The sequence below is a fragment of the Pseudomonas sp. W2Jun17 genome (genome assembly GCF_023127795.1).
Classification (GTDB): Bacteria; Pseudomonadota; Gammaproteobacteria; order Pseudomonadales; family Pseudomonadaceae; genus Aquipseudomonas; species Aquipseudomonas synxantha_A.
Map to the genome: position 1 here is coordinate 220,320 of NZ_SPKO01000003.1, position 13,087 is coordinate 233,406.

Here is a 13,087-nt window from a genome sequence, read left to right on the forward strand (position 1 = left end):
CGCAAGTAAGCTCACGCCTACAATTTTTTCTCTTCCTGGCCCGTTGTGGTGATCCAGTCTTTCATTGAGCACAACGCGAACGCGCTGGTGCTGCAATCGCCATTCGCCAAAGCTGTACGCAACTTGTCGACATCGGCTTTCATCATGTAGCGAACCCCGTCCTTGAAGCCATTGCTGCTGCCGAAGCCGCCCAAGGTCATCTCGTTCAGCGCGTCCTCCTTGCTCCATCCCTGAACCACCACCCGATACATCGCTGCCATCAGGCCAGTCCGGTCGGCGCCGTGCTTGCAGTGCATCAACACCGGGCCATCTGCCTCTGCTGTCTGAATCGCTCTGATCGCCGCCAACACGTCGGAATCGTCGACATGGTTGGTGCGATAGCTCAACTGCACCTGTTTGATATCAGATGATTTAAGCCACTGCGCATCAGATTCCGGCAAAAAGTTGATGACGGTAGCGATCTTGAGTTCTTCCAAAATGGGCAGTGCATCACCGTCTGGCAATGCGCTGCGATAGAGCGTGGGCGTCATTTGATGCAGGTTGTACTGGTCACCCACTGGTTGGGCCCATTCCGGCGAGCGGATCGAGATCGCGTCATCGGCCTGGGCTTGAAGCGTGTTGAACAGGGCCATGACCGCCAAGCCGAGGATAGGCAGTAATCGTGTGTTGAACATGGACAGTGTGACCGAATAAGGAAGTGGCTGATGGGCCGTAGATTCGCTTAGGGGCGGTCAATGTCGCGTGAGGTCTTCGTCAAAGAATTGTGATTCATCCGATCTGATCCGGTGTTTTTCTCGCTGAATCGACTCTTCTCAATTCTTAGCCTGCTATCATTTGTAACTATTGTTTGCCAATGTGTTCTATGTTTTTGGATCCCATTGCTTGGCAAGCCTTCACGCTGCTCCCAGAAGCGGCGGATAAACCCGTGACCACATGATGAGGTGTATCCATGTCTGATCAAGATCAAGACAACCCCCGGCGTGACTTTCTACGCAAATCCTTGACCTTGATCCCGGTGGTCACGGTTGCCAGCACCGGCCTGGGTGGTTCGATGCTGATGGCCACGCCGGAGCCTGCCCAAGCGGTGCCGGCCAAACCTGCGACGAGCGATAAAGCCTATGAGCCGAGCTATTTCACGGCCGAGGAATGGGCGTTCATCAACGCCGCCGTCGAGCGCTTGATTCCGGCTGATGCCCAAGGCCCTGGCGCACTGGAAGCTGGCGCGCCGGAATATATCGACCGCCAGATGAACACCCCTTACGCCAGCGGCGCCCTGTGGTTCATGCAAGGTCCCTTCAACGCCGATGCGCCGCCGGAAATGGGCTGGCAGAGCAAATTGGTACCCAAGGAAATCTATCGCCTGGGTATCGCCGCAACGGACGCTTGGTCGAAAGCGTTCAACGGCAAGGCTTTTGCTGCGCAAGACAGCGCTACCCGAGACGATATGCTACGCCGTCTGGAGGCCGGCGGCAGCGAAGTTGCCGCGCACTTCGACGCCGTGCCGCCAAAGATGTTCTTTAACCTGTTGCTGCAAAACACCAAGGAAGGTTTCTTCTGCGACCCGATCCATGGCGGCAATAAAGGCATGGTCGGCTGGACCATGATCGGCTTCCCCGGCGCCCGCGCCGACTTCATGGATTGGGTGGAACGCAACGAGCAATACCCCTTCCCGGCTGTTTCCATTCGCGGCGAGAGGGCATAAACGTGGCGACCATCATGAAGAAAGTGGATGCGGTGATTGTAGGCTTTGGCTGGACCGGCGCGATCATGGCCAAGGAGCTGACGGAAGCAGGCCTCAACGTGGTAGCGCTGGAGCGCGGCCCGATGCAGGACACTTATCCGGACGGCAACTATCCCCAGGTCATCGACGAATTGACCTACAGCGTGCGTAAGAAGCTGTTCCAGGACATTTCCAAAGAGACAGTAACCATTCGCCATAGTGTGAATGATGTGGCCCTGCCCAACCGTCAACTCGGTGCGTTCCTGCCGGGTAACGGCGTGGGCGGCGCGGGGCTGCACTGGTCGGGCGTGCATTTTCGTGTCGATCCGATCGAGTTGCGTATGCGCAGCCATTACGAGGAACGCTACGGGAAGAACTTCATTCCCAAGGACATGACCATCCAGGATTTCGGCGTCAGCTATGAAGAGCTGGAGCCGTTTTTCGACTATGCGGAAAAAGTCTTCGGTACCTCCGGGCAGGCCTGGACGGTCAAAGGTCAGTTGGTAGGCGAAGGCCGTGGGGGCAACCCTTACGCGCCGGATCGTTCCAACCCGTTCCCGTTGGAGGCGCAGAAGAATACGGTCTCCGCACAACTGTTTCAGAAAGCAGCGACGGAGGTGGGTTACAAGCCTTACAACCTGCCGTCGGCCAATACGTCGGGGCCATACACCAACCCCTACGGCGCGCAGATGGGACCGTGCAATTTCTGCGGCTTTTGCAGTGGCTACGTGTGCTACATGTATTCCAAAGCGTCGCCGAACGTGAACATCCTGCCGGCCCTGCGCCAGGTGCCCAACTTCGAGTTGCGGCCCAATTCCCACGTACTCAAGGTCAACCTCGACAGCACCAAGAAAAAAGCCACCGGCGTGACCTATATCGATGCCCAGGGCCGCGAATGCGAGCAGCCGGCAGACCTGGTGATTCTGGGCGCGTTCCAGTTCCATAACGTGCGCCTGATGTTGCTGTCGGGCATCGGCAAACCCTACGACCCGATTACCAATGAGGGCGTGGTAGGCCGCAACTTCGCTTACCAGAACATGGGCACCATCAAGGCGTTCTTTGATAAGGACACCCACACCAACAACTTCATCGGCGCGGGCGGCAATGGCGTGGCCATCGACGACTTCAACGCCGACAACTTCGACCACGGCCCCCACGGCTTCGTGGGGGGCTCGCCGATGTGGGTAAACCAGGCGGGCAGCCGGCCGATTGCCGGTACTTCCAACCCGCCGGGCACGCCGGCCTGGGGCAGCGCCTGGAAGCGTGCCACCGCCGATTACTATACCCACCAGGTGTCGATGGATGCTCACGGTGCCCATCAATCCTACCGTAGTAACTATCTGGATCTGGATCCGGTTTACCGCGATGCCTACGGCCTGCCGCTGCTGCGCATGACGTTCGACTGGCAGGAAAACGACATCAAGATGAACCGCTTCATGGTCGAGAAAATGGGCAAGGTCGCACAGGCGATGAACCCCAAGGCCATCGCCGTGTTGGGTAAAAAAGTCGGTGATCACTTCAATACCGCCTCTTACCAGACCACCCACCTCAACGGCGGCGCCATCATGGGCACCGACCCGAAAACCAGTGCGTTGAACCGCTACCTGCAGTGTTGGGATGTGCACAACGTGTTCGTCCCGGGCGCGTCCGCTTTCCCACAGGGCTTGGGCTATAACCCTACCGGCCTGGTGGCAGCTTTGACCTATTGGTCAGCTCGAGCAATCCGCGAGCAGTACCTGAAAAAACCCGGCCCACTGGTTCAGGCATAAGGAGCGATGACCATGAAAGCACTCGTTATCGCCTCCCTGGCGCTCTTCAGCAGCTGCTCGGTGAGCGCTGCGGAATCTGACTTGATCAAGCAGGGTGAATACCTGGCACGTGCCGGCGACTGCGTGGCTTGCCACACCGCCAAAGGCGGCAAACCCTTCGCCGGTGGCCTGCCGATGGAAACACCCATCGGCGTGATCTACTCCACCAACATCACCCCAGACAAGACCGGCCTGGGCGACTACAGCTTCGAAGACTTCGACAAGGCCGTGCGCCATGGCGTCGCCAAGAACGGCAGTACGCTTTACCCGGCGATGCCCTACCCGTCCTACGCGCGTGTCAGCGATAGCGATATGCAAGCGCTGTATGCGTACTTCATGAAGGGCGTCGAGCCGGTCGCCCAAGAGAACAAGGACAGCGATATCCCCTGGCCTTTGAGTATGCGTTGGCCGCTGGCCGCGTGGCGCTGGATGTTTGCGCCGGCGGTCGAGACGCAACCGTCACCAGCCGCAGCGGATCCGGTGATCAGCCGTGGCGCGTACTTGGTGGAAGGCCTGGGACACTGCGGCGCCTGCCATACGCCGCGTGCCCTGACCATGCAGGAAAAAGCCCTGAGCGCCACTGACGGCAACGACTTCCTGTCCGGCAGCGCGCCGTTGGAGGGCTGGATTGCGAAAAGCCTGCGCGGCGACCACAAGGACGGTCTCGGCAGTTGGAGCGAAGAGCAACTGGTGCAGTTTCTCAAGACCGGTCGCAGTGACCGCAGTGCGGTGTTCGGTGGTATGAGCGATGTTGTCGTCCACAGCATGCAGTACATGTCAGAAGATGACTTGACCGCTATCGCCCGTTACCTCAAGAGCCTGCCGGCGGTGGACCCCAAGGATCAGCCGCACCAGTACGACAAGCAGGTGGCCGAGGCGCTTTGGAAAGGTGATGACAGCAAGCCGGGCGCCTCGGTGTATATCGACAACTGCGCGGCCTGCCACCGCACCGATGGTCATGGCTATACGCGGGTGTTCCCGGCGCTGGCGGGTAACCCGGTCGTGCAGACGGCGGACGCCACGTCGTTGATCAACATTGTGTTGAACGGCGGCACCTTGCCGGCGACGCATACCGCGCCGTCCACCTTCACCATGCCGGCATTCGCCTGGCGCCTGTCGGACCAGGAAGTGGCCGATGTGGTCAGTTTTATCCGTGGCAGCTGGGGCAACCAAGGGGCGCCGGTAAACGCCAGCGATGTGGCAGGCCTGCGCAAAAGCGATATGCGCACCACGTCGGGCGATGATCTGGGGCAGGTGACGCAAAAGCACTGATCACACTCTAGCCGCCCAACGGCACTGGTCAGCAACCCCGCGCCTCGATACTGTATATAAAAACAGTATCGAGGCTTTTTCATGACTACTGCGCTGCCGCCCCGGGGTCGGGGCACGGCCACCAACCTGCACAACCGGTTTGCACCTACGGTCAGCGTGGCCGAGGACGATGGCTGGTACCAGGAGGTGCCGCCCACTCAAGGCACCGAAGTGCGTATCGAAACGGCCAAGACCATCATCACCCGCAACAACTCGCCGGACTTGCCGTTCGATCGCTCGATCAACCCTTACCGCGGCTGTGAGCATGGGTGCATCTATTGTTATGCACGGCCCAGCCATGCCTATTGGGACATGTCCCCGGGGCTCGACTTCGAGACCCGGCTGATTGCCAAGAGCAATGCGGCCGATGTGCTGGAGCAGCAGCTGTCCAAGCCTGGCTATGTGTGCGCGCCGATCAACCTGGGCTCTAACACCGATCCGTACCAGCCTATCGAACGCGAATACAGGATCACGCGGCAAACCCTTGAAGTGCTGCTACGCTACCGTCACCCGGTGACGATCATCACCAAGGGCTCGCTGATCCTGCGTGATCTGGACCTGCTCACCGAGTTGGCCCGTCAGCGCCTGGTGGCGGTGATGATCAGCCTGACCAGCCTGGATGACGAGCTCAAGCGCATCCTAGAGCCACGCACGGCGGCGCCGAAGGCGCGGTTGCGGGCCATTCGGGTGATGCGCGACGCGGGTATTGCGGTGGGTGTGTTGTGCTCGCCGATGATTCCGATGATCAACGACAGTGAGCTGGAAAACCTGCTGACCGAGGCTCATGCGGCCGGTGCGCAAAGCGCGGCGTACATGATGCTGCGCCTGCCGTTGGAAGTGGCGCCGCTGTTCGAGGAGTGGCTGGCGGCACACTACCCGCAGCGTGCGGCTCATGTGATGAGCCTGGTGCGTCAGGTACGCGGTGGTGAGGTGTATGACAGTCGCTTCGGTGTGCGCATGCGGGGTGAAGGGCCCTTTGCCGATTTGCTGGCTCAACGCTTCAGCAAGGCGATCAAGCGTTTGGGGCTGAACCGACGCGAAGGATTCAACCTGGATTGCACCGCATTCTGCCCACCGGGCAGACAGATGACATTGTTGTAAACTGAAGAAGATGGCGGTGAATTTACCGTAGGAATAGTCGCCTTTTGACATCACTGAAACCCGCGATCTAGAGCGTTTCATTCAGTTTGAGTTAAGTTTCAGCGGTTACCTTGTTCAGCGAGTGACTGACGAGTCGGTGCCCTGTTCTGCGGTGGTTTTACAACTATTTCACTGCCCTGGCGTCGAACTGACCTGAACCCTCCCCTGCATTGATCAAGAGGATGAATCATGAGTGACAAGGATAAACAGCCGTTGGCTGCGTCGGCTTCAGCCCCTGTGGCGGAGTCCGCCGATGCAGCGCTGCAACACATCGTTGACGGTTTTTTGCATTTCCATCACGACGTCTTCCCTCAGCAGGAAGAACTCTTCAAGAAACTTGCCACGGCCCAGAGCCCGCGGGCAATGTTCATTACCTGCGCCGACTCGCGCATCGTGCCCGAGCTGATTACCCAAAGCTCCCCGGGCGACCTGTTCGTGACCCGTAACGTCGGTAACGTGGTGCCTCCCTACGGCCAAATGAACGGTGGTGTCTCCACGGCCATCGAGTATGCGGTGCTTGCCCTTGGTGTACAGCACATCATTGTGTGCGGGCACTCCGACTGCGGCGCGATGCGCGCGGTACTCAACCCAGACAGCCTGGAAAAGATGCCGACGGTCAAGGCATGGCTGCGTCACGCCGAGGTCGCCAAGACCATGGTCCATGACAACTGCGACTGCGCCAACGAAGGCGAGAGCATGGCGGTGCTGACCGAAGAAAACGTTATCGCCCAACTGCAACATTTGCGCACCCACCCTTCCGTGGCTTCGCGCATGGCCAATGGTCATTTGTTTATCCATGGCTGGATCTACAACATCGAGACCAGCGAAATTCGGGCCTACGATGCGGACAAAGCGGCGTTCCGACCGCTGAACGGCACCGAGCCGATCCCTTCAGCGACGCCTAAAGCGCGCTTCTAAAACACTTCCCTGCCGGGTAACGCGGTGGCTGCCATGGACGCAGCCAGGCTTTACCGCGCCCGGCGAATGCCTCGGGAGAGTCATCATGCGTGCTGCTCAATTGAAAGCTGTTTTGCCACGAGAGCTGCTCGCCTCGGTGGTTGTTTTTCTGGTTGCCTTGCCGCTGTGCATGGGCATTGCGATCGCATCCGGTATGCCGCCGGCCAAGGGGCTGATCACCGGGATCATCGGTGGCCTGGTGGTGGGCTGGTTGGCGGGGTCGCCGCTGCAAGTCAGCGGCCCGGCGGCGGGTTTGGCGGTACTGGTGTTCGAACTGGTGCGCCAACACGGCATGATGATGCTGGGGCCGATCCTGCTGCTGGCCGGCTTCCTACAACTGGTGGCCGGGCGTTTGCGCCTGGGTTGCTGGTTTCGTGTCACGGCGCCGGCGGTTGTCTACGGCATGTTGGCGGGGATCGGCGTGTTGATTGTGCTTTCGCAGATCCATGTGATGCTTGATGGGGCGCCCAAGCCATCCGGGCTGGATAACCTGGCAGGCTTCCCGGCGGCGATGGCTGAAGCGCTTCCGACCTTGGGTGGCGGGCTCGGGTGGCAGGCCGGCCTGCTCGGTCTGTCGACCATGTTGGTCATGTACCTGTGGGACAAATTCCGCCCGCGGCAATTGCGTTTTGTGCCGGGCGCCCTGCTGGGGGTGGGGCTGGCGACCGTCACCAGCCTGGTGCTGGCCCTGCAGGTCAAGCGCGTGGAGGTCCCGGAAAATCTCGCGGATGCCATTGACTGGCTGCGCCCCAGCGATCTGCTCAACCTGGCTGACCCACAGCTGTTGATCGCAGCTTTCGCCGTAGCGTTTATCGCCAGCGCCGAAACCCTGCTGTCTGCCGCAGCGGTGGATCGTATGCACAGCGGCCAGCGTTCCGATTTCGATAAGGAATTGTCTGCCCAAGGTGTCGGCAACATGCTCTGCGGCCTGGTGGGTGCCCTGCCGATGACCGGCGTGATCGTGCGCAGCTCGGCCAACGTCCAGGCCGGGGCTACCACTCGCTTGTCGGCGATGTTCCATGGCCTGTGGTTGCTCGGCTTCGTGCTCTTGCTGTCGAGCGTGCTGCAAAGCATTCCGGTCGCGAGCCTGGCGGGTGTGCTGGTGTACACCGGGATCAAGCTGGTGGACGTCAAGGCGTTCAAGGCGCTGGGACGTTACGGGCGGATGCCGATGTTCACCTATGCGGCCACGGCACTGGCGATCATCTTCACCGACTTGCTGACCGGTGTGCTGGTGGGCTTCGGACTTACGCTGCTCAAACTGGCCTTCAAGGCTTCGCGGCTGAAAGTCAGCTTGATCGACCTGCCTCAAGAGGGGGAGATGGAGCTGCGCTTGACGGGTGCGGCGACCTTTCTGAAAGTGCCGGCGCTGACTCAGGTGCTGTCGGCGGTGCCTGCGGGGACCACGTTGCATGTGCCGCTGAGTAACTTGAGTTACATCGACCACTCTTGTCTGGAATTGCTGGAGGAGTGGGGGCGGGCCAATGCGGCCAAGGGCTCGACGCTGGTGATCGAGGCGCGTGGCTTGAAGCGCCGGTTGGAAGGTCGGGTACGTACGACGGTGGGAATAGGTTCGGCGCCGTCCGTTACCTGACGAAACCCGATCAAAAAATGTGGGAGGGGGCTTGCTCCCGATAGCGGTGGACCAGTCAAAATCTCTTTGGCTGATACACCCCAATCGGGAGCAAGCCCCCTCCCACATTTGATCGCCGTAAAATGGCAGTTTTATGCAGGCTGATCCAGCGTCAGCTCAACCCCAAGCTGGCGCGACAGGCACGGCCAGCGCTTCCATGCCGCTTCGGTGCTCGGGCTCTTCAGGGTCTCGCGGTACGCCTCGACCGACTCCAGCGCAAAACTGTCTTCGTTGAGCATTTCATCCACTGCGTGGTGTACGGCTTCATCCAATTGGTTGGCGAATGTTTCGCCGATCAATTGATGGGCAATCACGTTGGCCACGGTGGTATCCGCCGGAATCAACGGCTGGCCGAAATGCTTGATATACAGATCGTTGACCTCCTCCACCAAGCGATGGGCCAGGTAAGCTTCGTCCAGCAGGCCGTCCAGACCTTCGTGGCCGGCCAGGATCGCGGGGGGTTGCAGGAAGAAGTGTTCGGCGATTTTCAGCACCGGCTTGATCTGGCTTTCAATTCCGGCCTCGCGGGCCACGTCATTGGCAGCGTCCAGCAAATCGGGAACCAGGTCGATGTAAGCGGTGACAAAGCGCGTCATAACGATGTTGCGATCACCGTCAGCCAGGGAAATGGCCGAGTGCAGGTGCGGCAATTGTTGTCCCAACTGAGTGGCAAGTTGGCCGGTGCTGGCTTCGTGTTGATGGGCACGGGAAATCTGCTCGCGCAATGCGGCGGTGTTCATGAAGGCTCCAGTGAAACAGGCGTAGGAAAAGGGAGAGGATAAGATAGTTCGTTTATACGAGCGCCTAAGACGCATTTGTCATAATTATTTCATGGTTATACGCAGGCGTTATATCGAAATGCCATCGTTCGTCGGATAAACGATTCCGCCGCCCATTTTACGGGGTCCGTCTGTCTGTTTCTATTCATTTGCCCCCACACATTGCGGGGTTGCTAGGGCTGTCTATACTCGATTTTGTACGCAATTAGCTGATGACGCCCAACTGCATGGCGCAGGCAAGGCTTGGCGGTTGTAAGCAGTATGGAAGCCGCTCCCTTGGCCGCAGGTGCAAACCGGCGGGATAACAAGAAACATAAAGGGGAACCCGCAATGACGCGACATCCACACGTATGGATGGGCCTCCTGTTGTGGTCGGTATTCGGCCAGGCGCACGCCGCCTGGACAACGAATATGGCGCCAGGGGCTACTGAAGTCAGTCACGCCGTGTTTGACCTGCACATGACCATTTTCTGGATCTGTGTGGTGATCGGCATCGTCGTGTTTGGCGCGATGTTCTGGTCGATGATTTTGCACCGGCGATCCACGGGCCAGGTCGCGGCCAAGTTTCACGAGAGCACCACGGTGGAAATTCTCTGGACGGTCGTGCCCCTGCTGATCCTGGTGGCCATGGCGATTCCGGCGACCAAGACCCTGATCAACATCTACGACAGCAGTGAGTCGGATATCGATATCCAGGTCACCGGCTACCAGTGGAAGTGGCACTACAAATACCTGGGCCAGGATGTGGAGTTCTTCAGCAACCTGGCCACGCCCGCCGAGCAGATTCATAACCAGGCCACCAAGGGCGAACATTACCTGTTGGAGGTCGACCAGCCGCTGGTGCTGCCGGTGGGTGCCAAGGTGCGCTTTCTGGTGACCGCCGCCGACGTGATCCACTCCTGGTGGGTGCCGGCCTTTGCGGTCAAGCGCGATGCCATCCCGGGCTTCGTCAACGAGGCTTGGACCCGTGTCGAGAAACCCGGCATCTACCGCGGCCAGTGCGCCGAACTTTGCGGCAAAGACCACGGCTTCATGCCCATCGTGGTCGAGGTCAAGTCCCGGGCCGACTACGACACCTGGCTCGGCGAGCGCAAGGAAGAAGCGGCCAAGCTCAAGGAGCTGACCTCCAAAGAGTGGACGCTGGACGAACTGGTGGCCCGTGGCGACAAGGTCTATCACACCACCTGCGTTGCCTGTCACCAGGCTGAGGGCCAAGGTTTGCCGCCGATGTTCCCGGCGCTCAAGGGCTCGAAAATCGCCACCGGCCCCGCCGCCGATCACCTGGGCATCGTCTTCCACGGTAAGCCCGGCACCGCGATGGCAGCCTTCGGCAAACAACTCTCGGAAGTGGATATCGCCGCCGTGGTGACTTACGAGCGTAACGCCTGGGGCAATAACAAAGGCGACATGGTCACGCCCAAAGACGTGCTGGCTTTGAAACAGGCCGAAAGCAAATGACTACTTTCAACGCCAATACCCTGAATCGCCCCGCTCACTCGCTTGCAGGAGAACGGCCATGAGCACTGTGATCGACCACGGTCATGCCGACCATGCCCACGGCCCCGCCAAAGGCTTGATGCGCTGGGTGCTGACCACCAACCACAAAGACATCGGCACGATGTACCTGTGGTTTGCCTTCACCATGTTCCTGCTCGGTGGCTCGTTTGCCATGGTGATCCGCGCCGAGCTGTTTCAGCCAGGCCTGCAGATCGTGCAGCCGGCGTTCTTCAACCAGATGACCACCATGCACGGCCTGATCATGGTGTTCGGCGCGGTGATGCCGGCCTTCGTCGGGCTGGCCAACTGGATGATCCCGCTGATGATCGGCGCGCCGGACATGGCCCTGCCGCGCATGAACAATTTCAGCTTCTGGCTGCTGCCGGCGGCGTTCCTGCTGCTGGTCTCCACCTTGTTCAGCCCCGGTGGCGGGCCGAACTTCGGTTGGACTTTCTATGCGCCGCTTTCCACCACCTATGCGCCGGAAAGCGTGACGTTCTTTATCTTTGCCATCCACCTGATGGGCATCAGTTCGATCATGGGCGCGATCAACGTGGTCGCCACCATCCTCAATCTGCGCGCCCCCGGCATGACCTTGATGAAGATGCCCTTGTTCGTGTGGACCTGGCTGATTACTGCGTTCCTGCTGATCGCGGTGATGCCGGTGCTGGCGGGCTGCGTGACCATGATGCTGATGGATATCCACTTCGGTACCAGCTTCTTCAGCGCGGCCGGTGGCGGTGATCCGGTGCTGTTCCAGCATGTGTTCTGGTTCTTTGGCCATCCCGAGGTGTACATCATGATTCTGCCGGCCTTTGGCGCCGTCAGCTCGATCATCCCGACCTTCTCGCGCAAGCCGCTGTTTGGCTACACCTCGATGGTCTACGCCACGGCGAGCATCGCGTTCCTGTCGTTCATCGTCTGGGCGCACCACATGTTCGTGGTGGGCATTCCGCTGGTGGGTGAGTTGTTCTTCATGTACGCCACCCTGCTGATCGCCGTGCCCACGGGGGTGAAGGTATTCAACTGGGTCAGCACCATGTGGCAGGGCTCGCTGACGTTCGAGACGCCGATGCTGTTTGCGGTGGCCTTCGTGATCCTGTTCACCATTGGCGGCTTCTCCGGGCTGATGCTGGCGATTGCCCCAGCGGACTTCCAGTACCACGACACCTACTTTGTGGTGGCGCATTTCCATTACGTACTGGTGCCCGGCGCGATCTTCGGGATCTTCGCCTCGGCCTACTACTGGCTGCCGAAATGGACCGGCCACATGTACGACGAAACCCTGGGCAAGTTGCATTTCTGGCTGTCTTTCGTGGGCATGAACATGGCGTTCTTCCCCATGCACTTTGTAGGGCTGGCGGGTATGCCGCGGCGGGTGCCGGACTACAACCTGCAATTCGCCGACTTCAACATGGTTTCGTCCATTGGTGCCTTTATGTTCGGCGCCACACAGATCTTCTTCCTGTTCATTGTCATCAAGTGCATCCGTGGGGGTACGCCGGCACCGGCCAAGCCCTGGGATGGCGCCGAGGGCCTGGAATGGAGCGTGCCCTCGCCTGCGCCGTATCACACCTTCACCACCCCGCCGGAGGTCAAATGAATACCTCTGTGTGTTGCGAACGCGGTCCATGTGGGAGGGGCGCACCAGCCTTGGGTGGGTGTCATGTCTGACTCCGTGCCGATCAAACGCTTGGTCACCCGCCTGCTGATCCTGGTACTGGCGATGTTCGCCTTCGGCTTCGCGCTGGTGCCGATCTACGACGTGATGTGCAAGGCCTTCGGCATCAACGGCAAGACCGCCGGGCAGTACGAGGGCGAGCAAATGGTCGACCCCTCACGTCAGGTTCGGGTGCAGTTTCTGTCCACCAACGCCATCGACATGGTCTGGGAATTTCATTCCAAGGCCGATGAGATTGTGGTCAACCCGGGGGCGGTCAACGAGATGCTGTTCGTGGCCTACAACCCCACCAATAAGCCGATGACCGCCCAGGCGATCCCGAGTATTTCCCCGGCCGAAGCGGCCATGTATTTCCACAAGACCGAATGCTTTTGCTTCACCCAGCAAGTGCTTCAGCCGGGTGAGCGCATCGAGATGCCGGTGCGTTTTATCGTCGACCGCGCGATGCCCAAGGATGTGAAGCATTTGACCCTGGCGTACACGCTGTTCGATATCACTGCGCGCCAACCGCCCGTGGCCGCGAGGACCGGGGGCTAGCTACTGTTTGCCCCCTCAATCAGG

Annotated in this window: 11 protein-coding genes; 9 read left to right on the forward strand and 2 right to left on the reverse strand. The window is 59.8% G+C overall.

What is annotated here, in order from left to right; all coding sequences use genetic code 11:
* Nucleotides 1-17: 17 nt before the first annotated feature.
* Complete coding sequence (locus tag E4O98_RS01975) at nucleotides 18-674, reverse strand: dual specificity protein phosphatase family protein (protein ID WP_032878574.1); 657 nt, start codon at nucleotides 672-674, stop codon at nucleotides 18-20.
* Nucleotides 675-949: 275 nt separating this feature from the next.
* Here E4O98_RS01975 and E4O98_RS01980 point away from each other — a divergent pair, with 275 nt between their 5' ends.
* The 6 genes from E4O98_RS01980 to E4O98_RS02005 all read left to right on the forward strand — a co-directional run bounded on the left by E4O98_RS01980 (nucleotide 950) and on the right by E4O98_RS02005 (nucleotide 8,530).
* Nucleotides 950-1,702 (forward strand): gluconate 2-dehydrogenase subunit 3 family protein, encoded by a 753-nt coding sequence (locus tag E4O98_RS01980; RefSeq protein WP_248134018.1) that lies wholly within the window; start codon nucleotides 950-952, stop codon nucleotides 1,700-1,702.
* A gap of 2 nt (nucleotides 1,703-1,704) precedes the next feature.
* The gene (locus tag E4O98_RS01985; protein WP_248134020.1) at nucleotides 1,705-3,489 is read left to right on the forward strand and encodes a GMC family oxidoreductase; all 1,785 of its coding nucleotides are present in this window, start codon (nucleotides 1,705-1,707) and stop codon (nucleotides 3,487-3,489) included.
* Nucleotides 3,490-3,501: 12 nt separating this feature from the next.
* A complete protein-coding gene (locus E4O98_RS01990; RefSeq protein ID WP_032878572.1) occupies nucleotides 3,502-4,800 on the forward strand; it encodes a cytochrome c in 1,299 nt (432 codons plus the stop codon).
* 81 nt (nucleotides 4,801-4,881) lie between these two features.
* Nucleotides 4,882-5,940 (forward strand): PA0069 family radical SAM protein, encoded by a 1,059-nt coding sequence (locus tag E4O98_RS01995; RefSeq protein WP_032878571.1) that lies wholly within the window; start codon nucleotides 4,882-4,884, stop codon nucleotides 5,938-5,940.
* A 228-nt stretch (nucleotides 5,941-6,168) separates the two neighbouring features.
* Nucleotides 6,169-6,897, forward strand: coding sequence for a carbonic anhydrase (locus E4O98_RS02000; protein WP_005783421.1), 729 nt, complete (start codon nucleotides 6,169-6,171; stop codon nucleotides 6,895-6,897).
* A gap of 85 nt (nucleotides 6,898-6,982) precedes the next feature.
* Nucleotides 6,983-8,530: a SulP family inorganic anion transporter gene (locus E4O98_RS02005; RefSeq protein ID WP_248134022.1), complete on the forward strand. Its 1,548-nt coding sequence runs from the start codon at nucleotides 6,983-6,985 to the stop codon at nucleotides 8,528-8,530.
* 131 nt (nucleotides 8,531-8,661) lie between these two features.
* Here the strand turns inward: E4O98_RS02005 and E4O98_RS02010 are convergent, their stop codons facing one another.
* On the reverse strand, nucleotides 8,662-9,309 hold the full coding sequence (locus tag E4O98_RS02010; RefSeq protein WP_032878569.1) for a hypothetical protein: 648 nt from the start codon (nucleotides 9,307-9,309) through the stop codon (nucleotides 8,662-8,664).
* 369 nt (nucleotides 9,310-9,678) lie between these two features.
* Between E4O98_RS02010 and coxB the strand changes: the two genes are divergently transcribed.
* The 3 genes from coxB (at nucleotide 9,679) to E4O98_RS02025 (ending at nucleotide 13,063) form a co-directional block, all read left to right on the forward strand.
* Nucleotides 9,679-10,806: a cytochrome c oxidase subunit II gene (gene coxB, locus E4O98_RS02015; protein ID WP_005783424.1), complete on the forward strand. Its 1,128-nt coding sequence runs from the start codon at nucleotides 9,679-9,681 to the stop codon at nucleotides 10,804-10,806.
* A 58-nt stretch (nucleotides 10,807-10,864) separates the two neighbouring features.
* Nucleotides 10,865-12,448 (forward strand): cytochrome c oxidase subunit I, encoded by a 1,584-nt coding sequence (gene ctaD, locus E4O98_RS02020; RefSeq protein ID WP_005783425.1) that lies wholly within the window; start codon nucleotides 10,865-10,867, stop codon nucleotides 12,446-12,448.
* A 63-nt stretch (nucleotides 12,449-12,511) separates the two neighbouring features.
* Complete coding sequence (locus tag E4O98_RS02025; RefSeq protein ID WP_078822713.1) at nucleotides 12,512-13,063, forward strand: cytochrome c oxidase assembly protein; 552 nt, start codon at nucleotides 12,512-12,514, stop codon at nucleotides 13,061-13,063.
* Nucleotides 13,064-13,087 lie beyond the last annotated feature (24 nt).

Coding starts and splice junctions, on each gene's coding strand:
- E4O98_RS01975 (WP_032878574.1), bottom strand. CDS start 674: ATGTTCAACACACGATTACTGCCTATCCTCGGCTTGGCGGTCATGGCC.
- E4O98_RS01980 (WP_248134018.1), top strand. CDS start 950: ATGTCTGATCAAGATCAAGACAACCCCCGGCGTGACTTTCTACGCAAA.
- E4O98_RS01990 (WP_032878572.1), top strand. CDS start 3,502: ATGAAAGCACTCGTTATCGCCTCCCTGGCGCTCTTCAGCAGCTGCTCG.
- E4O98_RS01995 (WP_032878571.1), top strand. CDS start 4,882: ATGACTACTGCGCTGCCGCCCCGGGGTCGGGGCACGGCCACCAACCTG.
- E4O98_RS02000 (WP_005783421.1), top strand. CDS start 6,169: ATGAGTGACAAGGATAAACAGCCGTTGGCTGCGTCGGCTTCAGCCCCT.
- E4O98_RS02005 (WP_248134022.1), top strand. CDS start 6,983: ATGCGTGCTGCTCAATTGAAAGCTGTTTTGCCACGAGAGCTGCTCGCC.
- E4O98_RS02010 (WP_032878569.1), bottom strand. CDS start 9,309: ATGAACACCGCCGCATTGCGCGAGCAGATTTCCCGTGCCCATCAACAC.
- coxB (WP_005783424.1), top strand. CDS start 9,679: ATGACGCGACATCCACACGTATGGATGGGCCTCCTGTTGTGGTCGGTA.
- ctaD (WP_005783425.1), top strand. CDS start 10,865: ATGAGCACTGTGATCGACCACGGTCATGCCGACCATGCCCACGGCCCC.
- E4O98_RS02025 (WP_078822713.1), top strand. CDS start 12,512: ATGTCTGACTCCGTGCCGATCAAACGCTTGGTCACCCGCCTGCTGATC.